Raw genomic sequence first — 22,915 nt, forward strand, 5'->3', positions numbered from 1 at the left:
AACATGAAAAAACTAACCTTAACCTTATTAGCTGTCCTCGCGATAACTTCAGTTTTCGCACAACGGACCATCATTCACGCAGGGACTTTGATCGATGGAGTGTCCAAAAAATCGATGAGTGAGAAGTCAATCATTGTGGAGGGAAATCAAATCACCTCCATCGAAAATGGCTATATAAGCCCTCAGGATGGAGATGAAGTCATTGACTTGAAGAATCATACGGTGATGCCGGGATGGATAGACATGCACGTGCACATGGAGGGTGAGACCAGCCCTGATCGATACATTCGAGCATTTACAGATAATCCGGCTGATAAAGCTTTTGCATCTGTAGACATTGCAAAGCGTACACTAATGGCAGGATTTACCACCGTGCGAGATGTGGGTGGCAGTGGCGTGAATGTATCATTGCGAGATGCAATTGCCAAAGGTACCATCGATGGCCCACGGATTTTCACTGCGGAGAAAAGCCTGGCGATTACCGGAGGGCACGCTGACCCAACCAATGGCTATCGTGATGACCTGATGGGGAATCCCGGACCGATGGATGGTGTGGTGAACGGAACGGATGATGCAAGAAAAGCTGTACGTCAGCGCTATAAAAATGGTGCGGACCTGATTAAAATTACCGCAACAGGAGGAGTGCTGAGTGTAGCCAAGGATGGAAAAGGTGCACACTTTCAGGAAGATGAAATTCGTGCGATCGTAGAAACCGCTTCTGATCTGGGGTTTCATGTGGCAGCTCATGCGCATGGAGATGAAGGTATGAGACGTGCTGTGGCTAATGGGGTTAAAACCATTGAGCATGGAACCTACATGAGTGACGCAACCATGGATTTGATGATCCAGAAAAATTCGTATCTGGTACCAACAATTACTGCAGGAATGGAAGTAGCGGAGAATGCCAAAAAGCTTGGCTACTACCCGAAGGTGGTGGCGGAAAAGGCCAGAGTGATTGGCCCGAAAATTCAGGGGACCTTTTCTAAGGCGTATAAAAAAGGAGTACCTATTGTGTTTGGTACAGATGCAGGAGTCTTTAAGCACGGCGAAAATGCAAGAGAGTTTGTATACATGGTAGAGGGCGGTATGCCGGCCATGGAAACGATTATCTGCGCAACATCTACGGCAGCAAAAGTTTTAGGCATGGATGACCAAATCGGGACGTTGAAAGCAGGTTATCTGGCTGATATTGTTGCTGTGCCAGGTAATCCTTTGGAAGATATTGAAGTGATGAAGGATGTGAAGTTTGTCATGAAAGAAGGAACGATCTGTAAGCGGTAGAAATTGCGATTTTTTCTTTCTTTCAAAACAATTGTTCTGCTATGTGTGATAGTGTTCTCTTCCACGAACTATTACCGGATAAGATTCTTAGAGCGGGCGAAAGTGATTGCAAGGCTTGCCAAGTATGAAGGACCCTGGCAAAGAATCAGAGGAGGAGAGGAGGAGTACTTTCTAAAGCTTTACTACAGCTATGCTTTTGCAGAGGAAAGGTATGAAAATAAGCGAGAGGTTTCATTTACATCAGATGAGGAGGCACGTCAATACCTCAAAAGTGAGGTGCCAAATCCACTTACATTAGTTGTGAATGCGAATGAACCTGGAGAGATTTTAAATTCAGAGAAAGAAAGCTGGACGATCTATTTTGTTACCCTATGGTGTGTTCTCTTCATTTTTTGTTTAAGGATGTTTTCATTCCTGGAAAAGAAAAATTATAACGCATACTAAAAAAAGCCCGGTCACCCGGGCTCTAATTCTTCATTTTTAATTATCCATTCTCAATCCCTCACATCTTCCTCACCTTGCCACTACCTGATGAGTTACTATTTATTTTTTTAGGGTCACCGGAGTAATACACACTTCCACTTCCGGAGATGCTGGCATCTATTTCATCTGTTGCCGTGATGTAGCAGCTGCCTGATCCACTGATACGTGCTTCGAAGGTTTTGACAGTCATGTTTTCTGCTTTTACTCTTCCAGACCCACTGATTCGGGCTTCAGCTTCTTCAGCTGTCCCATTGAGTTGGATGCTGCCGGAACCTGAAATACGGATGTCCAGTTCGTCACTTTCCATTTCCAGATCCATATCACCAGATCCGCTGACAGAAAGTCGCACATCATTGGTAGTAAGCCTTCCTTCACTTTCCATGTTCCCACTTCCACTCACAGATAATTCCTCGATTTCATTCATCGTCACATAAATGGTCACTTCAGATTTTCTCCAGCCACTGCCAAAGTTCCAGTTCCCTTCTTTTTTGATTACCAGTTGGTCGCCTTTCAATTCAAATTCTATCTCATCAAAAATGTCATCATCGCATTCGATCTCTACTCGTGTGCTTGAGCCCTGCTTTAAATAAAGGTTAGCTGAAATCCCCAGCGAAAGTTCCGAGAAGTTTCCAACATCCACGGTTCGCTTTTGTCCGAATGATGGGATTGTCAGTGCCGCAGTAAGAAGTAAGGTTATAAAAGTCTTCATTTTTGAGTTTTTTTAGTTAGAGACAAATTGTAGTTGTTAAGGTTGCATCAGTAAGGTTTTTCTCCCACCCAATTGCCGGGAGGATCGTAGTTGCAAACCCAGATATCCATGCCATCACATTCGATTTTAGCACAGCCGACCTTCGTGGTGGTGTTCCAAACAATTTGAGTGTAGTGTCCACACATCTTGCCCGGTTTGCAATTATTCTTGGCATAGTTATAATCAGCTTTTTCGCTGGCCCAGGCATCCACAACGTAAGCCGCATCAAATGCTCCGGCTGTTCCCTTAAAGAGATTTTCGCCAAACTTGTTATCTGGTCGATGTTCCCACGCGCATCCTTTTCTTTTTAGCTGTTTGGCCCAGTCTGCAGCCAGTACCGCCATCTCATCGGACCACTCGAGCTTTTGCATCACACCCACTTCCGCTCGCCAGTAATTATGCCTTTCCAGGATCATTTGGATTTCTTCTCCGGTGAGTGCCGTTTGTTCTTCAACAGGATTTGGGACAATCCATAAAAGACTGAGAATTAAAAGTAGGGTCTTCATGATGCTTTCAGTTCAAGTTCATCCTTACGGATCAAATAAAGATACATTGCCATATAGAACGCACCTATGCCACTAAAGATGTGCCACAGGAAATGGGAGCCCATAGGAATCCATTCGGCAAATGAGTAATCAACCCGACGAAAAATTAGGCTTAGGGATAAGAAAATGACTGAAATCAGAATGGATGAAAAATGCTTGTACTGATGTTTAGACAGGTGAAAGATAATCGGAAAGAAGATAAGAAATCCGGTGATGAAATAATTCAGATTCAAAGCAAACTGGCCACTATAGAAGTCAAACACAGCAAATCGAATAAATGTGAAAGGGATGACTACCGAAGCAACCTGCCATTTTCTGGCTAAAATTTTATCCCAGAAGTACACGCTGACAGAAAGCGTGACAATGGCCGTTGGCAAGACATCCATCCACAACAAAAAAGGTGATGATCGAAATGCATGAAACAAAAGGCTTCCTGTTCCTCCAAGGAAAAGCAGCGGCATCAAATAATAGAGAAATGGAAATTGTTTGACGTTCCATTTTAATTTAAATGCCCAATAGATAGCCGGCAACACAATGGCCAGTGAGGAGATGGCATTCCATGGTTCGGAAATAAAAGCGGTAAGATCTGTTTCGGCGTAAATGGGGCCACCATCTGTTGGTAGCATGGTTTGCATAAGTTTTTCCTTTTTTAAGATTCTTTAACACTATACGGATAACTAACTGGCAGGGATTTTGATTCCCTTATTACCATAGCAATTAGAACAGAATGTTCTAGTCTTTTTTGGTTAGTTGAGGGCCCTGTCCTGCGGATGCAGGATGGGGTTTCTTTTTTTAAGAAAAGACAATTTTTCGTGGATTCTGTTGTAGAGATATTTAAATTGAAGAAAATCCCGAAATTATTTTGCAAGCGAACGTATCAACCAAAATTGATCTCTTAGAGATTTATAAAGACGTTAGAGCTCATACGCAACATTTGTGTGAACCATTGGAAATAGAAGATTTTGTGGTTCAGCCGGTCATGGATGTGAGTCCTTTGAAATGGCATCTTGGCCATACTACCTGGTTCTTTGAAACCTTTGTTTTAAAACCCAATGTGATTGACTACAAAGAGTTTCACCCCAAGTATCCGTTGTTATTTAATAGCTACTATATCTCTGCCGGCGAAAGGTGGACACGGGCAAATCGCGGACAGCTTACACGACCGACTGTCAAAGAAGTGTTTGCATATCGGGAGTACGTAGATGGGGCCATGCATCAATTTCTCAGCAAAAATGAAGTGTCAAAGGAGCTGAAGAATGTGGTTATTCTCGGCTGCAATCATGAGCAGCAGCATCAGGAATTGTTCTTGTATGACATCAAAAGAATTTTAGGCGACAATCCACTTTACCCTCCCTATCGTGAAGAAAAAAAGAACATCAAAAAAGTGGAGTCAAAGACGGAGTGGCTCAATGTGGAAGAGGGGGTTTATGAAGTTGGTTTTCAGGGTGAAGGTTTCCATTTTGACAATGAAGAAGGACGACATAAGGTGTTTCTTCATGAATATCAGATTGCTTCCGGACTGGTGACAAATGGAGAGTATAAGAAATTTATCCAGGATGGTGGATATCGGGATCATATGTTGTGGCTGTCTGAAGCCTGGGACTGGGTGAATGAAAATCAAATTAACGCTCCCCGCTATTGGCATCAGGAAGATGGAGGAGAATGGTGGAACTACACTCTTAATGGTTACGAGGAGATAGATGATGACGATCCACTTTGTCATATTTCCTATTACGAGGCAGATGCGTTTGCCCGATGGAAAGGGTGCAGACTGCCTACTGAGCAAGAATGGGAAACGGCCTGCAATATTTATTCTCCAAATATTTTGCAGGATGCCAATTTTGTGGAGTCGGATCATTTCAGAGCTATTAGAACTTCTGGTTTCGATTTTTTCGGGAATGTGTGGGAATGGACTTCCAGTCCTTACGTTGCATACCCATACTACAATCCACCTGAGGGAGCACTTGGGGAATACAATGGAAAATTTATGGTGAACCAAATGGTCCTTCGAGGTGGTTCTTTTGGAACATCAAAAAACCATATCAGATCAACTTATCGTAATTTTTTTCATCCACATCTGCGATGGATGTTTTCGGGCATTCGTTTAGCAAAGCACATTTAAAAAAGAACATGACCAAAGAACTCACTACTCTTAGTCCTCTCGCAGAGGATGTATTCGAAGGACTAAAGGCTAAAGGCAAGCATTTACCATCCAAATATTTTTATGACAGCAAAGGCGATGAGCTTTTCCAGCAAATCATGCATCTGGATGAATACTATCTCACCAGGAAAGAGCTTGAGATATTCCAAACACACAAACAGGCCATTTTGGAGGCCATTAATGGGTCTGAGCCTTTCAGAATCATTGAATTAGGTGCGGGTGATGGATTGAAAACCAAGGTGCTTTTAAAGCATTTTATGGAAGCAGGAGTAGACTTCACTTATACCCCGGTAGACATCTCCGGAAATGTGCTGGAGATACTGGAAGGAAATCTGAAAGCGGAGATACCCGGTCTGAAAATTGAAACGTACGAAGGCGACTATTTTGATGCGCTGGCTGAAATAGCAGAAAGTCCCGAAAAGGATATCGTCTTTTTCCTGGGATCCAATGTGGGCAACTTCGATAAGGAGGAGGCTGTTGGCTTCCTTACGAAACTTCAACAGTTTCTGAAAAAAGGTGATCTGCTCTTTATGGGAGTAGATCTAAAAAAAGATCCTGCTATCATTCTCAATGCGTACAACGACAAGCAAGGGATTACCCGGGAATTTAATTTGAACCTCCTGGATCGAATCAATGTGGAGCTGGGTGGAAATTTTGACCGAAATCAGTTCTTGCACTATCCTTATTACAATCCACATACGGGGGAATGCAGGAGCTACCTGATTAGTAAAATCGAGCAGACGGTGACAATCATGGAGGAAGAGATTCACTTCAATGCTTGGGAGGCCATTTTCATGGAGATATCTAAAAAATACGATCGGAGGCAACTCCAAAAATTGGCGGATGCTTCAGGGTTCACGCCTCAGGAGGTCTTTCTGGATTCTGATAGCTGGTTTGCTGATTTGATCTGGAAGAAAGAAAAATAACTTTTATTTACAGGGGAGGGTTTTTTCATTCTTTGCCGTCAATTAAGAAACCAAAGATTGACGAATAATGAAAAGAATGAATTTTAAAATTGCTGTCATTGCTTTCAGCACATTTATGTTGCTAGCCTGCGGTAGCGATGATGCTACCGAAGAAATGGAAGATGAGATAGAGGATGAGATAGAGGATGACGAAACTGAACCAGACCTGATCGATATCAGCACATTAGCCTCCAAATTTTACAATACAGATGCTGTGAGTGTCACTTTTGACGACACCTGGGTAACCATCACTTCCTCAAACCTTCCGGATCATAAAAGCATGTACTATCCAATGGATGATCCATTGTATGAGCCGTACAATGAGCCAGACAACCCTGACTTTAAGAAAAATCCGGGAGAGATTGCCTCTCAGAATTATGTGTTTAAGATTCCAAGATACCCTACGGAAGCTGCTGTTAAAGAATCAACCCCAATGGGACCGATGGGCGTGTCTATCAATAGCATTGTATTCTTCAATCAGGAGGCAGCTCCCGGGGATGATATCCTGGAGGAGCTAAATACCTTTGATCAATACGAGGGACACCCGGCAGGTGATGCATACCATTATCATATAGAGCCTATCTGGCTAACCGAAAACAAAGGATCTGATGCTTTTCTGGGATTTCTTTTGGATGGATTTCCGGTGTATGGGCCTATGGAGAATGGTAAGACAATCACCAATGATGATCTGGATGATTACCATGGGCACACTTCTGCAACTGCAGATTTCCCTGATGGTATCTATCATTATCACATCACGGAAGATCTTCCATGGATCAATGGAGATGGATTTTATGGTGAGGCGGGCACGATTACACAATAGGATTAAAATTGAATAAGGCCAACAATTAAGGGTTGGCCTTATTATCATCATGAAACAAATTAGTGTTATAGGATTTTTGATTTTGATTATGGTTGGTTGTGATGAACCAATAAAGGAAATCAAGCAAACTATTGAGGAGGATGGGAATGATATGGTAATTCCTGAATTACTCGTCTTATCATCAGATTCCGGCATCACGAAAAAACAAAACGGTGATATTTTATTCAAAGGGCAGCCCTTTTCAGGCTATCTCATTGAAAAGTATCCCAATGACACCATCGCATTAAAGAAAGGGTATTTCGAGGGGAAGCAAAATGGCATCATGATGGCCTTTTATGAGAATGGGAACACACGGTACATAAGACCTTACCGGAATGGGGAAAAGCACGGAACCCATGTCGGGTTTCACCGAAATGGGGTAAAAGCTTTTGAATATCATTTTGTTAATGGGTTTAGTGAAGGGAACCATAAAGAATGGTTTGCAAGTGGACAACTAGCTACCAATATGAATTATGTAAATGGAAAGGAGTTTGGCAAGCAGCAGGCGTGGAGGGCGGATGGTAAAGTAAGATCAAACTATATCGTTCGAGAGAACGGGAGAAGGTACGGGCTGATGGGGATTAAAAGATGTACGAAACTGGATGGTGTTACTCAGACAGTGGACCCCTATAAAGGAACAGAACAATGAAGAAACTATTATACATATTGTGGGTGGCACTCTGGTTCGGATGCACGCCGAAAAAAGGAAGTGAGCCGATTGAGCTCCCATTCTACAGTGAGGAGACTTTCAGTGCTGAATGGATAGATGAAGGTGATCCACGCTACGCCAACATTCATACGATTTCTGATTTTGAGTTTGTAAATCAGGAAGGAGAGAAGGTTACCAATGAGACTTTCGATGGGAAAGTTTATGTGGCTAATTTTTTCTTTACGCTTTGTCCCACTGTTTGTCCTAAAATGGAGGCTAATTTATCCCTGGTTCAGGAGGAATTTAAGGGGAATGATCAGGTGAAAATCTTGTCTCACACTGTGATGCCGTGGGCAGACAGTGTGGACCGACTGAAAGAGTATGCAATTCAAAATGAAATCAATTCGGATCAATGGCATCTGGTCACCGGGGAGCAGGAGGAGCTGTATAAAATGGGTCGTTTGGCCTATTTCGCCGATGAGGGATTCGGCAAGGGAGTTACTGAGCTGGATGATTTCCTTCACACTGAGAATATCGTTTTAGTGGATCAGAAAAGAAGGATCAGGGGCATCTACAATGGCACATTGAAGCTGGAAATGCAACGAATGATGGAAGACATCAGGTATTTGTTGGGGGAGTGAGAAGTGAGCCCGCCTGACCGGACGGGCAGGCACGAGAAGATTCGAACCTTTCTATGATTTTTAAAGGTTTAATGTTTTTATAAACCTTCTTCCAGCCGCAGTTTTAAAATACTTTTCTCTTAAAATGGCTTCTTTTTTTGTTTGAAAAGATTCAAAGTAGACAAGTTTCCATGGGATTCCATGTTTAGTGCTCAAGGTCCGGCCAGCATTGTGCTGCTCGATTCTCTTATCAAGGTCCTTAGTGTGTCCTTTGTATAAAGATTTGGTCTTTATGCTTTCAAGAATATAGGCATAAAACATAGTGCCCAGGGCGGGAGTCGAACCCGCACGTCCTAATGAACACATGGCCCTCAACCATGCCTGTCTACCAGTTTCAGCACCTGGGCAAATTCTCTATTTTCAACGTGGCTGGTGTTTCCCAATTCCCCGTCCGAACGGAAGTTCTTCCGGGCGGGCACCACATGCGCAAGGGATCGCAAAAATAACTTTTTGATTGTAAATCCAATCGATCGCAAATAAAAAAGCCGGAAGTAAACTACCTCCGGCTTCAATGTTTTTTTAATTACAACCTAGTGGCCGTGATCATCATGATCATCATCCTTGGCATTTGGTGCGTGAGAAGCATGATAACTATGCGTAATTTTCTCAGTTTGTGAGAGCAACAAGGCAGAAACAATAAATACCATATGAATCACAATCTCAATCACAATTCCTTCTGGTGACGTTTTTTGTACCTCGTTTCTATAGTCAATGAATGTTTTCAAAAGGTAAACCCCGGAAATGGACGCTAGTGATGTAGCCAGTTTAATCTTCAACTGACCAGCATCCAGTCCCTCCAGCCATAGCGGCTTATCATCGTGCATATCCACGTCTATTCGACTTGTAAATATGGAGTAACCCCCAATTGTTACCATTACAACCAGGTTCATTACCATTGAAATATCCACCAGACCAAGCACACTTAACATCATTTTCGTTTCATTCCACATAGTGGTGTATTTCACCATGTAAAGAAGTTCTTCGAAAAACTTATATAGGTAAAAGAAGGAAGCAATGATTAGCCCTGTATATAAGGGTGCCTGCACCCATCTACTCCAGAAGATAAATCCTTCGAAAAAGCTTTCAAATCGCTTTATTGGGGAATTTTCGTTACTCATAGTGCTTTGACCGATTATAATTTAACCTGAAATATAAATGATAATTGGAAGGTAGACCTTTCACTAGGCGAAATTAAGTCAATCTTCGTCAAATAATACCACTGTACCACCGATATAGTCATGTAAAGCACGTCTTTCGGTGTTAAAGAAGATCATGATGAAGCCTCCGAAAAACAGAAGCAATGAAAGAATCTTGGAGAGATTTCGAATGAGTGACTGAATGATGTTCGATGATCCGTTTTTGGCATTGCCTACATGGATCTTAGCCCATTTCTTGCCCGGAGTTGCCTGCATGCTACTCGCCTCAAACAAGATGTGATAGCCAAAATAAATTGCACCTATTATGAGATAATCATAGTCAGAACGGGGAACAATGAATGAAACACCATAGAAAAGAACAAGGATAGGAAGTAAATCAATATTGTGAGCTAAAAGCCTGGGCCAGAAGCCTGCATATTTAATTATCCCTTCCAAATGATTTATCTTTAATAAATCACAAACTTCAACAATCTAACTATGAAAATTTTAAAAATTATTGGGATTATCATTTTGGTGGTTCTGGTTATTGGACTTGGAATCATTGTTTTTGGATCAAGTGAGGTTCATTTGGAGCGTGAGATATCCATTGATGCCCCTGTGGAAGCTGTTTTCAGAGAAGTCAATGGCTTTAGGACATTTGATCAATATTCAGCCTGGTCTGAGATAGACACTACTGCCACTGTAATCATCGAAGGTCCTGCCTCAGGAGTAGGTGCCAGATATAGGTGGGACAGTGAAAATTCCGACTTAGGAAAAGGTAGTATTGAAATCATTGAATCAGATGAGAACATGATGGTGACTTCAAAGATGAATTTTGAAGGTTTTGAAGGGGAGCCGACTGTTTCGTGGATACTGAATGAAGAAGATGGCACTACCAGTGTGGTTTATACCTATGATTGGGTTGATATCAGTGGTCTATGGAAGTTTTTTGCTTTGGGGACGGAAAACATGCTGGGCCCTATGTACGAGCGAACACTTACCAAGCTGAAAACGCGAATTGAGACGCGCCCGGATTTTACCTACGATATTGAGCAGGTGGAAACGGATGCACAGCCATACATCGGTGTTAAAGCTTCTTCTTCAATCGATCCAGTTGAGATTGGAAGTGCTATGGAAGGTGGATTTGGTCAGGTGATGACTTACATGTCTTCCAATGACATTGAAATGGCGGGAGCACCAATTAGCATTGTGCTTAGCTACAATGAGACATCCACGGAGATGATCTGCGGGATTCCTACAGCAGAGCTAGTAGAGGTTGATGATGCAAATATCATGAGTGACTACACCTATGAGGGGATTGCAGTAAAAGCAATTCATAAGGGTGATTATGCACTAATGGAAAGTGCGTATAATGATCTGATGGATTATATGAGCTACTATGGTTATGACGAAAATGGAAGTCCATGGGAGGTTTATGTAACTGATCCTTCAATCGTCACTGATACGGCAGAATGGATCACGGAAATCTACTTTCCTGTGAAGTAAGCCCAAAAGACTTAGTGTTATAAGCCTCCTTGTAAGGGAGGCTTTTTTGTGCCTTGAAAGTAGATGGATGGGTTTGGTCGAAATACCCCAAAGTAGGTAGTACAAAATGCTCCCTGATTTTTTACCTTTCGGTCGAAAACCTAATACTAACCCATGCCATCAAAAAATTCTCTTTGGAGATTGTGTTCGATTGGCTTGATGTTATCCGTGTGTATTTTTCATGGGTATGGTCAAGAACTTATAAATGTCAATACCGGTGCTGTAGTAAAACATTCCAAAGTGAGCTACGATGGCACTAAAATGGTATTCATAGCCAATTACTATGGAAGTTTTAAGCCCTACATCTCTAAATTCAATTCAGATTCATCTGCATGGGGAACCCCCACTCAAATATTTGATAATGCGGCTATTGGCGATTTAGACATCCAATACCCTCAGCTGAGCTTTGATAACAGGAAGTTGTTTTTTTCTGCTAAGTCATCAGCCAAACCCGATTTTGATATTTATTTCTCCGAATTAAAGGGTGGTGTGTGGTCGGCTCCTCAGCTGGTTGAAATTGGGATAAACTCAGATGTGGATGAATTGGGACCGGCATTCTCAGCGGATGAAAAAAGAATTCTGTTCACCCGGCCATTTCCACCTGAGGAAAAGGCGGATGAGTATTGTGGTCAGCTCTACTATGCAGAGCTTACCGAAGCGGGATCATGGTCAGAGCCGGAGCTTTTGCCGCCTGCGTATAATACAGGGTGTATTAGTTCACCCTATTATTCCAGAGATAATAAAACGTTTTTTTACTCCACTTTTGAAGATGTGGTGGACGCAGAAGGTAAGCGGATAGCCAGGAAGCAGTTCTCCGTTTTCTGGGCACGTATCGATGGACTCTTTCGATACAACCCTAAGGCAATCACTTCAATTATTGGTGATAATGATCTTGTTTCGCCATCTATAGACAGAGACAGCACACTTTACTACAACTCCGGTGTTTATTCAAAAGGGCAGGATAAGATTGAATCACGTGTGATGACCAGAAATCTGGGGAGCATATTCCAGCCTTCGTCCATGACATTGGTTTCAGGGATTGTTTCTGATGTGGATGGCAAGCCACTTGATGCCGTCATTGAGGTAATTAATCCTTACACAACCAAAATTTATCAGGAAACGAGAAGTGATGAACAGGGATATTATCAGGTATTTGTCCCAACAGATGAGCAATATTCCTTGCTGGCGTACAAAGATCAATATTCGGCTCAATCCAAATTGATCGAAACTGAGGATGGATCCCTCGAAAGTAATTTTGAATTATTTCCAAGTGTGGATGTCACCTTCAACGTGTTTGATGAAGAGTTTTATTTTCCGATCGAAGCAAATCTTTCCCTGTACGACTCTGATTTTAACTTTATTGAAACCATTGAAATAACAAGGGGAGAGGAAACCATTCTCTCTCTGGGGAAGGAACTCAACATTATTTTCAATTCTGAGAATTACTTTTCAGATACCCTGAACCTTCCTTTCGATGAAGAGGTGATTTTTGATTTTTTTGATTTCGATATAGAGCTGACCAGGAAACTGAAAGATGTCTCTCTCTCTTTCTCTGATGAGTCTGGTAATAATCTGGGACTTGAGATTACCGTTTACAATGTCACGCGTAATGAAAAAACCAAGCGGCAGGTAAAGGATGGGAAGGTTACATTGCAACTGCGGGATGGGGAGGTTTATGAGATAAGTACTTCCGCAGAAGGTTATAGCTACTATTCTGCAGAGTTGGACCTCTCGAAAGAGGAGCAGCCAAAAGAGATGACCGCTACACTGCAATCTGTGGAAAATATCTCACTCGTTCTGGATAATATCACCTTCGCTTACAACTCCTATGAGCTCAATGCAAACTCCTACGAAGAGTTGGATAAGCTGGTTGATTACCTGAAGGAGAATGATCAATACAAAGTGGAGATTTCTGCACATACCGATAATGCGGGTGCAGATAAGTACAACCTGCAACTATCGAATCTAAGGGCAAATTCAGTTCTTCAGTATTTGCAGGATAATGCCATTAATAAGACCCGGTTGGTGGCAGTAGGTTACGGAGAGTCACAGCCACGATTTCCTAATGATACGGAGGAGAACATGGCCAAAAATCGACGTGTGGAATTTAAAATTTTAGCAACGAACTAATATGAAAAGGACTTTAACATCATTATTTCTTCTTGTTTCGTTTGCTTCGGCCTTTGCTCAATCGGGTGCTTTCAGGAAAATCATAAAGGAAAAATCTACCGTAGATCGAGAAACGTTTTATGATCAGCTGATCCAGTTTCAGCAGGAAAATGTTGAATTCAGCAATGTTTATTATCAGTTGGGCAAAGTAGAGATGGAGATATTTTCCTCGCTTGATCCTATTGTGGATCGGGTTGCATCCCGACAAAGAGTATACAATGCAAAGACAAATTTTGGATTAGCCACCAATTACCTGGATGAAAAAGAGATATCTCGTTTTCCGGATTGGTATGATGTGCCGGATTTAGCGGATAAAGACTCAGTCACTGCGATGGGCCTAAAAAGGATCGAGAAGAGTTATGAAAATTCAATTGATTATGCCCAGTTCTACGAAGAACTAATTGAAAATTATGATCGAGCAGTTTATCACTATCTCAAAGCCAGAGAAGGGTTCATAGACATCAACACCAGTGCTGATAATCTTCGTCAGCTTTTCTTAAAAGCAGATGATTCCTTAAAAATTGCAGTAAAAGCCGTGGGAGCCAGTTTCGACTCATCCATGTATCATATGGATATTTACCGAGACATTTATCAACAATTACCTCATAAGAAAAAGAGAAAAGTAAACGTCAATAAGAAAAAGATTGATCACTTCCGAATGAATGGAATTACTCCCGCTAACTTCCTTGCTGATGAGATAGACGTTTGGGATTACAAAAAATGGTCAGATCGATTTCTTGAACTTTTGAAAGTAGAGGTGGATGGACTTCAGAAAGAAATAAAAACGGCCTATAAATTTTTCATCGCCACCAATGAGAAGATGATCAGTGGAGACGACTGCATTCAGGCTGAACTTGACGATTTGAAATTTCAGCGAATCATTAATCTGATTACAAAATATGACAATGAGTCTGTGTTGATTGACATATTTCAGTACCTGATTGCCAAGCTGGAATACGGCAATAAGCTGGTTTATGAGCGGGTATGCAATGCACTGGATGAGCCACCCACAGATGATTTTCTTTCGCGAAAGGCTCGTATTTATCAAAACATCTACACTTCATTTGAGCAAGCGGATAGTTTAAATGAAGCCATCACTACTTCCGGACACGGACAAGCCACCTTTCAGTGGTTTTTTGATGAAATGATGCCGGGAGAAAATGGTAGTCAAACCTTTGCTGAAGACCAGCGTGCGGAGAACAATCAATCTTTCAAAGCTGAATTATCTGGCTTGATGGCAAGCATGAAACAACAGCGCTTTAAAACAGACTCACTTTCCGAATGCTTTGAAATGGATAGTATTTTCTTAATTCCAGGAGCTTTGCCTGAAGGAAACTTTTGTGCTGATAGGGGCCTAAAACTCAACGATAATCTTCAATTGTTTTTGGGCAAAACGGATGACAAGAATGCATTGATTGGCGCCAAATCAGATGAAGAGAAGTATCAAAAAATATGGGAGTTTGAGCCAACCGGAAATTCTGAAATTTCTTATTTCAAAGTGGTTGGAGATAGCACTTATATGATTGGGGGAACAGCAGGTAAGGGATGGCTTTCACAGATTTCGCGTAATGGGAATGAATATTTCACTTCAAACCTCCGGTCTTCTGATCCGGTAAAGAATGTGATAGTGAATCAACTTCAGGGAGTAGCCACTGTTCTTCAGCAAGGGAGCTCAAATTACACCCTATCAACATTGAATTTCAATGGAAGACTGGAATCTTCAAAGACCCTGAATCTGGAAGGTGAATATGTCGGGATGTTTCAGCAAGAACAAGAGCTATGGTTTTTTACACTAAAGAAAACCAGTGAAGGATCAGAGGTATTAGCTAGTGTTTACAATGAATCTCAAGGTACGATTACAAAGGAAATTGCTTATAGCTTTAACACAGCTTTGAAAGATCCGGCTATCATTAAAAACGACAATGAATACATCACTGTGCTATCCGGGAGTGCGTTTGCCGATGATGAAATTGTGTACGCATTAATCAATTATGAAGGGGGAATTGAATATGAAAAAGTTTTTTAGTTGGATCTTAATTGGATGGGTAAGTGTCTTAGCCACCTTCGCCCAGCAACAGGTGGATTTCGATGCAGAAGTTGATCGGATTGAAGCCTTGATTGCCGGTGGAGAATTCGAATCAGCAAATACCTCTCTCATTGAACTCAAAGAATCACTGGCGAATACTTCATTGATCGAACAGGACACGGTTCAGTTGTATTTTTCTTCTAAGCTCGCATTCGTTGCTTATCAATTAGGCGATTGTGAAAACACGATTCAGCGAAGCAAGGAAGATGTGAATCTCAGGGAAGAGGTTTACGGCGCAGGAGATCCAATCACCCTTTCATCTAACAGAAACCTGGGTATCTACTATCTCAATTGCGACTCGACTGAACGAGCACAGGAAGTGCTGCAACAGACTATAAATACTCATCGGTCGGAAATAGGCAAGCCGGATGAACTTTATGCTCGCTCTCTCGATGATTTGGCATATGTACAAGGAAAGTTAGGTGATGTAGAAAGTGCAGAGAAAAGCTATGATGAACTCATAGGGTTATTGGGAGAGAATAAGACTTCTTTTTATCTGCATGTGATAGAAAATTACAGTGCGCTTTTAATGTCTTCCGAGAAATACGAAAAAGCAGCTGTGTTTTATGGTGATTTGAAACCGTTCATGGTTCAAAAAGCCGAGTATCCTTTTTTTCTTAAAGACTTCTATAATGTTTTTGTTCATCAAAAAGACTATGTAAAAGCATTAGAGACTGCCAGTGACTTGCTATCATGGTGTGATCAGGATGCCTCTCAGTGTGAGCAAACAGGAATAGATATGTCAGAGTTCGCACTTAATAGCGCTAGGTTGGCCGTTCTGCTTTTCCGATATAAGGAAGCTGAAAAATATTACACTAGGGTTGAAGAAGCTTATAAGGAATCGCCAAAGTATGTTTCTATTTTGTTGGAGCAATCAGCATTATACAATTCTACGGGTGAGAAGTACAAGCAGCTAAATGTTTTAAGCAAATCATTGATTACTCATCGATCCAGAAACCTCACCGATAGTGCAAGCTATACTAAGACGGTACTTGAGCTGGGTAAACTACATACTGAAATGGGTCGGTTCGAGCGAGCGGACGAAGTGTTTAGCGACTACATTTCTGATTTGGAGTCAAATGAAAATACTGAGCCCAACAAGCTGGCGGTAGCATATCAGTCGCTGGGCAATCAGCGATACCTTCTTCAAAATTTTAAAGATGCGGATAAGTATTTGACCAAGGCCAAAAAAATATTAGCTGACAATGATCTTGATAATACTACTGAGTACGCCTCAGTTTTGAATAGTCAGGGTGCTTTGTATGAGGCGCTAGCTAATTACAAAAAAGCAGAGGCTAACTACAGAAATGCGCTAAGCGTTTCTTTTGAAGAGGAATCGGGTTTAAGGATTGCCCTTGCGACCAATCTGGCTAATATTCTTACCCGAACAGATGCTGAAAACGACTCGATATTGGTTTTACTCAACCAGGCGATAAACTGGCAAAGCAACTCATCAGGAAAGGATCATCCTGCCTACGCCAATTTGCTCAGTAACCGGGGTGTGTATTATCAAAAGAATGAAATCTTCGATCTGGGATTGAAGGACTATGAGGAGGCCATCAAGATTTTTAAATATACTGTTCCGGAGGATCATCCGCAGTTTTTATCTGCACTCTCAAATTTGGGTCTTTTGTATGACCTTATGGATCGAAAGGAAGAGGCTCTGCAGACAATGATAGAAGCAAAGAGTCTTTATGCTAAATACTATTCACAGACGCATCCGGGCTATATCCGAACGGTAAATAACCTTGCTAATCTTTACACCAAAACAGGACAGTATGAGCTGGCTGAGCCACTATTACTCTCACTGGCAGAAGCCCAGGTCAGGGAAATCAACGAGTCCTTTACCTATTTGTCAGAATCTGAGAAAAAGATTTTTGTCGAGGAAAAGCAAAAGCTTCTGAACAACTTCAAAGGATATGTGGTGGCACGGTCTACCAACGAGGAAGGAAGCATCAAGCCTGAGGTGGTGGAAGAGTGGTACAACCTGGAGTTGAGTACAAAAGGTATGCTTTTGAATTCCACCAAAATGGTACGTGAACAGATATTCAACAGTGGCGACCAGGAGCTAATTGACTTATTTTCAGAATGGACAGTAGCCAGGAAGCAAATCGCTGATTTGCAATCACTGAAAAGTGAGTTAAAACAAAGAAGTTCATCCAGGCTAGATAGTCTGCTTCAGAAAACCAACGATTTGGAGAAGGAGCTCTCGAGGAGGTCAGCCGAATTTGACGGGTCTTTTGGTGGGTCAGCGCCTACGTTTGATCAAATTAGACAAAAGCTCCAACCAGCAGCGGCCACCGTGGAAATCATTCGGACAGAGCTAAATGGAGAGGGTATTTATACCGCTTTGATAGGCACTTCTGACTCAGAATATCCTGATTTGGTCGTGCTTGGCAAGGGCAGTGAATTTGAAAATAAGGCCTTTACGGTCTATAAAAACGCCATCAAATTCAAGGTGGATGATCCAAAATCATTTGATACCTACTGGAGGAAAATTCATAAACACCTTCTATCAAAAGGAGTGAATAAAATATTCTATTCCCCGGATGGGATATACCATAAGATCAGTATAAACACCCTCTATGATCCTATCGCAAAGAATTACCTGATTGATGAGCTGGAAGTTGTCCAACTGAGTTCAACCAAAGATTTTTTAGCACTTGACTTTAATGTCGATCAGGCAGATCAAATAAGCAATGTTTTGTTGGTGGGACGTCCTTCTTATAAGATTGGGGGCTCTGATGCAGTCGCAGGAACCACCAGGAGTTTTGCGATGATCAGCGATGTGTCAGATTTACCCGGCACAGAAGAAGAAATCAATGAGATCAATAAGTTGATGGAGAAATCAGTAGCGCAATGTGACGTGCTTCTCAAGGATGATGCGAATGAAGAAGCAGTTAAGGCGAGGCTGAACAGGGGACTAGTCCATATCGCTACTCACGGATTTTTCATGGAAGATGAGAATGCACCAAGTGAAGATCCTATGTTAAGTTCAGGTTTGCTTCTGGCCGGAGTAAGTAATACGCAAGGTGCTGATAAAGAAGATGGCATCTTAACAGCCTATGAAATCATGAACCTGGGATTGAATAATCTGGAAATGGTGGTACTTTCTGCCTGTGAGACAGGCTTGGGTGAGATAGCATCCGGGGAGGGGATTTATGGATTGCAACGAGCTTTTTTTGTAGGGGGAGCGAATGCAGTCGTCATGTCGCTTTGGAAGGTGGATGATGAAGCTACCAAGGATTTGATGACCACATTTTATAAAGATTACCTGAAGAACGGTAATAAAAGAGAAGCCTTTCTGGAGGCCCAAAGAAAAATCAAAAAGAAGTACAAGGATCCGATCTACTGGGGTGCCTTTGTTATGTTGGGGGGCTGATATTAAAGAGTCGGCTCTTATTGCAATCTTATCATTGTTTAAATACTTTTGCCCACCGTTTACCAAACCCGAAAGATTTTGATGCCTGAGTGGCGGAACTGGTAGACGCGCACGACTCAAACTCGTGTTCCGCAAGGAGTGCCGGTTCGATTCCGGCCTCAGGTACTTAAGCCCTTCCCTGAAAAGAGGAGGGCTTTTTATTTGGGAGGTAAGTTCTCGAAAGGAGTTTGGTTCGACCGAATCGTCGGACCGTCCACCCTCAGGTACGAATCTTTCTCATTTTTTTGAGAAGGATTTTTTATGTTCCTCAAGGAGTGTCGGTTCGACCGTATCGACGGACCGTTCGGCCTCAGGTACTGGTGCACTTCTCTGAAAGGAGGGTTTTTTTCCTAAGTTCATACTCATTGGGTGTTTCCTTCTTCCGATCTTAACTTTAGCTTCTCAAATCACGGTTATGAATATTTCATTTAGCAAATTCTTTTACGCAATCGCATCTATTGTCGGGATAGTGGCAATCATGCACTTTGCCAAGATCATCCTGGTGCCTATTTGCTTTGCTATGCTCTTCGCCTTCATTCTATACCCCATAGTAAAATGGATGAGCAAAAAGGGAGTAAAAAAAGTACTGGGGATTATCCTGACTATGGGAGGTGTATTCATTCTTTTTTCCGGTGTTTTGGTGCTCTTTTCTGCTCAGATCATCAACATGGCCAGTCAATACTCTAACTTTCTGGAGAAACTGAGAGATACACTTGAAACATCAGTTAAATTTCTAAATGACCAGGTTCAACTCATCCCGGATATAGAATCTCAAACCATATTGGATAAACTCTCTAACCTGTTTTCCGATAGTAGCTTCCTGATCATTTCCGATACCGTAAGCGTGACCGGATCATTTCTTTCATTCGTTGTGCTTGCAAGTATTTATACCTTCCTCATCCTTTTTTACAGTGAACACCTTACAGAGGCACTCACTCGCTTTGCACATAAAAGCAAACGAAAGTCATTTATCAATATGCTGCGAGAGGTGCAGCAGGTAGGTCAGCAATATTTTACCGGAATGCTGTTGTTGATATTAGTGCTCGGGGTGTTAAATACCGTGGGTTTGTTAATTTTGGGCATGGACTATGCATTTTTCTTTGGATTCCTTGCAGCACTATTGGCCATTATTCCTTATGTGGGCACCACTCTTGGAGGACTTATTCCTACCATTTATGCATTTATCGCATTCGATAGCTATTGGTATCCGATAGGTGTGATCCTCATTTTTTGGTTTATCCAGTTTCTGGAAGGTAATTTTTTAAACCCTAAAATTGTAGGTGGCCATATGCAGATCAACGCACTCTTTTCTATTTTCTCCCTGATAGCAGGAGGCGTACTGTGGGGCATTTCTGGAATGATCCTGTTTCTTCCTTTGGTCGCCATGCTAAAAGTAATTTGCAGTCACTATGAAGAGTTGGAGCCGGTGGCCTCACTGATTGGGGAAAGGATAACCGAGGTGCAACGCGTGGAGGAAAAAAATGTATTGGAGAAGGTGATAGACAAACTAAAGCAATAGCTAGTCAAACCTATTGTACCTGCACTCATACTGGCACTGAAGGTACAAGGTAGTTAATTGCCTTTCGAGATCATCAGGTACATCTATGAAAATGATCTTCATTTTTTTCATAGCCTCTAATGCATCAGTTATCGTGTAAAAAGGATTAGCCTCTTTATGTATGCCTGCCATTACGTAAGCAAGTTTTTGCTGGTATTTACTATTTCCCTTAAAGTGTCTAACAAGTCTTCTGATCACATAAGAGGACTCATCGATGTAGATAAGTTTACCGTCATCTATAAAACCATATATGCCTTTAAAATCCGATAGCCTTCCAGTTTTTTTAAGGATTGATTTAACGCCGTTTCCTTTTTTGTAAAAGACATCAGCCGGCATAGCACTTTCCTTTAAGACGCTAATCATTTCCTTCCTTTTCGGAAGGTTTTCATTCACAATTCTATCAAAACGCAATGCGAGGGGCTGTTCCATGAGATTTATTTAGACTTATAAGATAAAAAGATTTGTATTTATCTCTTGATCCACTCCCATAATCAGTTTTTTCGTCCATGAAAAAGCCCTATTTTTATTGCCCTTAATAAATCAATAAACTAACCTTGAGCAACTCGAAGTATACGTGCCTTATCATTGAAGACGATCCCGCATTTGTGGAGATATTAAAAGTGGTAGTTAAAAAGGTTCAGGAAGTAGAATTGCTGGGAAACTGCGATAATACGCTCGAGGCGGCCAAGCGAATAGACCTGGACAAGCCGGACTTATTATTACTGGATATCAATATTTCAGGCTTGGAAGGACCTGAGGTGTTAGAGTTGAGTGATCATAAACCAAAAACCATTGTGATCTCAAGCCATCCGGAAGAGGTGATGGAAAACTATGAGGTGGAGTATGTTTCTTTCATTCAAAAGCCACTTAAAAACTCAGATCAACTGGTAAATGCTATTCATAAATGCATTAAATTGATGGATCATTAAGATCCGGCAGGTTTAGACCTGCAGATGAAGAGCATTTTTAGAAAGATTAGCCGCGCCGGGCTGGAAGGATTATCTGATCCGCTTGATTTCAGAAGGGTATTGTTTATCAACAACCTTTCTATTGTAAGTAGTCTCGTCTCCTATACGATCACAATTCTGTTAATTTTTGAGGGCTTATTTCCCCAGTTTGTTGTCACCGCTGTATCAGGTACTTTTTTTATTCTAGTGATTTACTTCAATAGTTTGAAAAAGTATGCGTTTGCAAGAACCTATTTCCTTTCTTTTACTGTAGCCATTTTAATAGTCGCATCCTTCGTTGCTTTTGAGCAGGAAAGGTTTAATGAGACAGAAAATATTCTTATCGGGTTTATGGCGGTTAGCTATCTACTTTACGATGGTAAATTCAGGTATGTCGGTTTTATGGTCATGTTTGTTGTGCTGATCTGGCTCAAGTTTGTAAGACAAGAGTACCAGGGAAATCCTTATGATTTTAACTTTTTTATCAACCTTCAAAATGTAACGATCCTGTGTCTTCTGGTATACCTTTTTGCAGATGCCTTTCGAAAGTCGCTACTTAAATCATTTGTTCGATTAAAAGAGAAGGATGAACTGCTGTATTCCATGATCGATACCGTGCCACTTTTCATTGGTTTAGTCGATAGGGAGTTAAGATATCGAATGGTAAACATTAACTACGAAAAATCATTTGGAAAAAAAAGAGAGGAGATTATCGGCTCGCATATTAGTGAGGTTCTCCCGCCCAATATTCTAAAAATTCACATGCCGATGGTTGAGGAGGCATTGCAAGGAAAAAGTCCGGAGTTTTTGGAGCATACAGAGATGCCGGATGGGAGCACATTTTATGCGGGAGGAAAGTATATGCCTGTTCGCTCCGATAAAGGTGAAATTATAGGTGTATCGGTTTTCGTTAATGACGTAACCAAGCTAGAGGTGGCAAAAAATAAACTACAGGCTGCCAACTCTACAAAGGATAAATTGTTCTCAATCGTGGCTCATGATATCAGAGGGCCACTTGATCTATTTGATGGTTTGCTGGACGTGTCCAGTGAGGTGGAAATGTCTCCTGAGGATTTTCAAAAACATCAGTCGAGAATTAAAGGGAAGTTAGGTGAACTCAAAGAAACGGTTAGTAATCTTTTGGAGTGGGCCCGGTCCCAACTTGATGGGGTTAATTCTGTGCCAGCCTCAACGGGTATATATGATATGGTTCAGTCAAATTTGGATTTGTATAAGGAGTTAATTGATCATAAAAGCATTACTATATACACAGATATTGATTCGAATATCAAAGGCTGGATTGATGGAAATCACCTGAAAATAGCAATTCGAAACATTTTACATAATGCATTGAAGTTTACCGAGAGAGGTGGGGAAGTACATTTAGCCGGTAGCAGACAAGATGATTTGATCATATTGAAAATAAAAGATACAGGAGTTGGAATGGATGAAAATAAGGTGAAATCCATTTTGGATAAAGAGCTCCAGCCGTCTAGTAGTGGCACTGCTGGTGAAATGGGCACAGGACTGGGTTTAAGCTTGAGCCTTGAATTACTGGGAAAAAATAATTGTGAAGTGGATATTCAAAGTGAAGTCAATATCGGAACTGAAATCACAATTAAAATGGAGGCCTCAAAAAATTAAATTCACACTTACTTCTTAGGTGGTTAAACTAGAAA

21 protein-coding genes and 2 tRNA genes are annotated in these 22,915 nt (G+C 41.5%); 15 read left to right on the forward strand and 8 right to left on the reverse strand.

Going from position 1 to position 22,915, the window contains the following annotated elements; genetic code table 11:
- The first annotated feature begins 3 nt into the window (after positions 1–3).
- Complete coding sequence (locus tag ACOQON_RS01600) at positions 4–1,281, forward strand: amidohydrolase family protein (RefSeq protein ID WP_420577181.1); 1,278 nt, start codon at positions 4–6, stop codon at positions 1,279–1,281.
- A 51-nt stretch (positions 1,282–1,332) separates the two neighbouring features.
- Entirely contained in the window at positions 1,333–1,725 is a 393-nt protein-coding gene (locus tag ACOQON_RS01605) for a hypothetical protein (RefSeq protein ID WP_420577182.1), read from the forward strand.
- Between the two features lie 58 nt (positions 1,726–1,783).
- Here ACOQON_RS01605 and ACOQON_RS01610 read toward each other — a convergent pair whose 3' ends face one another.
- The 3 genes from ACOQON_RS01610 to ACOQON_RS01620 are packed head-to-tail and all read right to left on the reverse strand — an operon-like array spanning position 1,784 to position 3,692.
- The gene (locus ACOQON_RS01610) at positions 1,784–2,473 is read right to left on the reverse strand and encodes a head GIN domain-containing protein (RefSeq protein WP_420577183.1); all 690 of its coding nucleotides are present in this window, start codon (positions 2,471–2,473) and stop codon (positions 1,784–1,786) included.
- A 47-nt stretch (positions 2,474–2,520) separates the two neighbouring features.
- Positions 2,521–3,018: a CAP domain-containing protein gene (locus ACOQON_RS01615; protein ID WP_420577184.1), complete on the reverse strand. Its 498-nt coding sequence runs from the start codon at positions 3,016–3,018 to the stop codon at positions 2,521–2,523.
- Positions 3,015–3,692, reverse strand: coding sequence for a hypothetical protein (locus ACOQON_RS01620; protein WP_420577185.1), 678 nt, complete (start codon positions 3,690–3,692; stop codon positions 3,015–3,017). Before ACOQON_RS01620 ends, ACOQON_RS01615 begins: the two co-directional genes overlap by 4 nt.
- 227 nt (positions 3,693–3,919) lie before the next feature.
- Here ACOQON_RS01620 and egtB point away from each other — a divergent pair, with 227 nt between their 5' ends.
- The 5 genes from egtB (at position 3,920) to ACOQON_RS01645 (ending at position 8,335) form a co-directional block, all read left to right on the forward strand.
- Entirely contained in the window at positions 3,920–5,179 is a 1,260-nt protein-coding gene (egtB, locus tag ACOQON_RS01625; RefSeq protein ID WP_420577186.1) for an ergothioneine biosynthesis protein EgtB, read from the forward strand.
- A gap of 8 nt (positions 5,180–5,187) precedes the next feature.
- Positions 5,188–6,144 (forward strand): L-histidine N(alpha)-methyltransferase, encoded by a 957-nt coding sequence (egtD, locus tag ACOQON_RS01630; protein ID WP_420577187.1) that lies wholly within the window; start codon positions 5,188–5,190, stop codon positions 6,142–6,144.
- Positions 6,145–6,220: 76 nt separating this feature from the next.
- Positions 6,221–7,006 (forward strand): YHYH protein, encoded by a 786-nt coding sequence (locus ACOQON_RS01635; protein ID WP_420577188.1) that lies wholly within the window; start codon positions 6,221–6,223, stop codon positions 7,004–7,006.
- A gap of 49 nt (positions 7,007–7,055) precedes the next feature.
- Positions 7,056–7,694 (forward strand): toxin-antitoxin system YwqK family antitoxin, encoded by a 639-nt coding sequence (locus ACOQON_RS01640; protein WP_420577189.1) that lies wholly within the window; start codon positions 7,056–7,058, stop codon positions 7,692–7,694.
- Complete coding sequence (locus ACOQON_RS01645) at positions 7,691–8,335, forward strand: SCO family protein (RefSeq protein ID WP_420577190.1); 645 nt, start codon at positions 7,691–7,693, stop codon at positions 8,333–8,335. Before ACOQON_RS01640 ends, ACOQON_RS01645 begins: the two co-directional genes overlap by 4 nt.
- 60 nt (positions 8,336–8,395) lie before the next feature.
- On the opposite strand, the gene ACOQON_RS01650 is transcribed toward ACOQON_RS01645, so the two are convergent.
- The 4 genes from ACOQON_RS01650 to ACOQON_RS01665 all read right to left on the reverse strand — a co-directional run bounded on the left by ACOQON_RS01650 (position 8,396) and on the right by ACOQON_RS01665 (position 9,966).
- A complete protein-coding gene (locus tag ACOQON_RS01650) occupies positions 8,396–8,680 on the reverse strand; it encodes a GIY-YIG nuclease family protein (protein WP_420578672.1) in 285 nt (94 codons plus the stop codon).
- Positions 8,638–8,721, reverse strand: a tRNA-Leu gene (locus ACOQON_RS01655). The genes ACOQON_RS01650 and ACOQON_RS01655 overlap by 43 nt, the downstream gene beginning before the upstream one ends.
- Positions 8,722–8,904: 183 nt before the next feature.
- Positions 8,905–9,492 (reverse strand): TIGR00645 family protein, encoded by a 588-nt coding sequence (locus ACOQON_RS01660; RefSeq protein ID WP_420577191.1) that lies wholly within the window; start codon positions 9,490–9,492, stop codon positions 8,905–8,907.
- A 78-nt stretch (positions 9,493–9,570) separates the two neighbouring features.
- The gene (locus tag ACOQON_RS01665; RefSeq protein ID WP_420577192.1) at positions 9,571–9,966 is read right to left on the reverse strand and encodes an RDD family protein; all 396 of its coding nucleotides are present in this window, start codon (positions 9,964–9,966) and stop codon (positions 9,571–9,573) included.
- A 42-nt stretch (positions 9,967–10,008) separates the two neighbouring features.
- Here ACOQON_RS01665 and ACOQON_RS01670 point away from each other — a divergent pair, with 42 nt between their 5' ends.
- The 6 genes from ACOQON_RS01670 to ACOQON_RS01695 all read left to right on the forward strand — a co-directional run bounded on the left by ACOQON_RS01670 (position 10,009) and on the right by ACOQON_RS01695 (position 20,250).
- Complete coding sequence (locus ACOQON_RS01670) at positions 10,009–11,016, forward strand: SRPBCC family protein (RefSeq protein ID WP_420577193.1); 1,008 nt, start codon at positions 10,009–10,011, stop codon at positions 11,014–11,016.
- Positions 11,017–11,169: 153 nt separating this feature from the next.
- Positions 11,170–13,185 (forward strand): OmpA family protein, encoded by a 2,016-nt coding sequence (locus ACOQON_RS01675; RefSeq protein ID WP_420577194.1) that lies wholly within the window; start codon positions 11,170–11,172, stop codon positions 13,183–13,185.
- A gap of 1 nt (position 13,186) precedes the next feature.
- On the forward strand, positions 13,187–15,250 hold the full coding sequence (locus ACOQON_RS01680) for a hypothetical protein (protein ID WP_420577195.1): 2,064 nt from the start codon (positions 13,187–13,189) through the stop codon (positions 15,248–15,250).
- Positions 15,234–18,692 carry a CHAT domain-containing protein gene (locus ACOQON_RS01685; protein ID WP_420577196.1) on the forward strand — a complete coding sequence of 1,153 codons (3,459 nt, stop codon included), beginning with the start codon at positions 15,234–15,236 and terminating at the stop codon, positions 18,690–18,692. The genes ACOQON_RS01680 and ACOQON_RS01685 overlap by 17 nt, the downstream gene beginning before the upstream one ends.
- An 83-nt stretch (positions 18,693–18,775) precedes the next feature.
- Positions 18,776–18,857, forward strand: a tRNA-Leu gene (locus ACOQON_RS01690).
- Positions 18,858–19,146: 289 nt separating this feature from the next.
- The gene (locus tag ACOQON_RS01695; protein ID WP_420577197.1) at positions 19,147–20,250 is read left to right on the forward strand and encodes an AI-2E family transporter; all 1,104 of its coding nucleotides are present in this window, start codon (positions 19,147–19,149) and stop codon (positions 20,248–20,250) included.
- Here ACOQON_RS01695 and ACOQON_RS01700 read toward each other — a convergent pair whose 3' ends face one another.
- On the reverse strand, positions 20,251–20,718 hold the full coding sequence (locus ACOQON_RS01700) for a hypothetical protein (RefSeq protein ID WP_420577198.1): 468 nt from the start codon (positions 20,716–20,718) through the stop codon (positions 20,251–20,253).
- A 125-nt stretch (positions 20,719–20,843) separates the two neighbouring features.
- Here ACOQON_RS01700 and ACOQON_RS01705 point away from each other — a divergent pair, with 125 nt between their 5' ends.
- Both ACOQON_RS01705 and ACOQON_RS01710 read left to right on the forward strand, forming a co-directional pair.
- Entirely contained in the window at positions 20,844–21,218 is a 375-nt protein-coding gene (locus ACOQON_RS01705; RefSeq protein WP_420577199.1) for a response regulator, read from the forward strand.
- 24 nt (positions 21,219–21,242) lie between these two features.
- Positions 21,243–22,880, forward strand: coding sequence for a PAS domain S-box protein (locus tag ACOQON_RS01710; protein ID WP_420577200.1), 1,638 nt, complete (start codon positions 21,243–21,245; stop codon positions 22,878–22,880).
- The last annotated feature ends 35 nt before the right edge of the window (positions 22,881–22,915 follow it).

The sequence above is a fragment of the Ekhidna sp. genome, from assembly GCF_965221965.1.
Lineage (GTDB): Bacteria > Bacteroidota > Bacteroidia > Cytophagales > Cyclobacteriaceae > Ekhidna.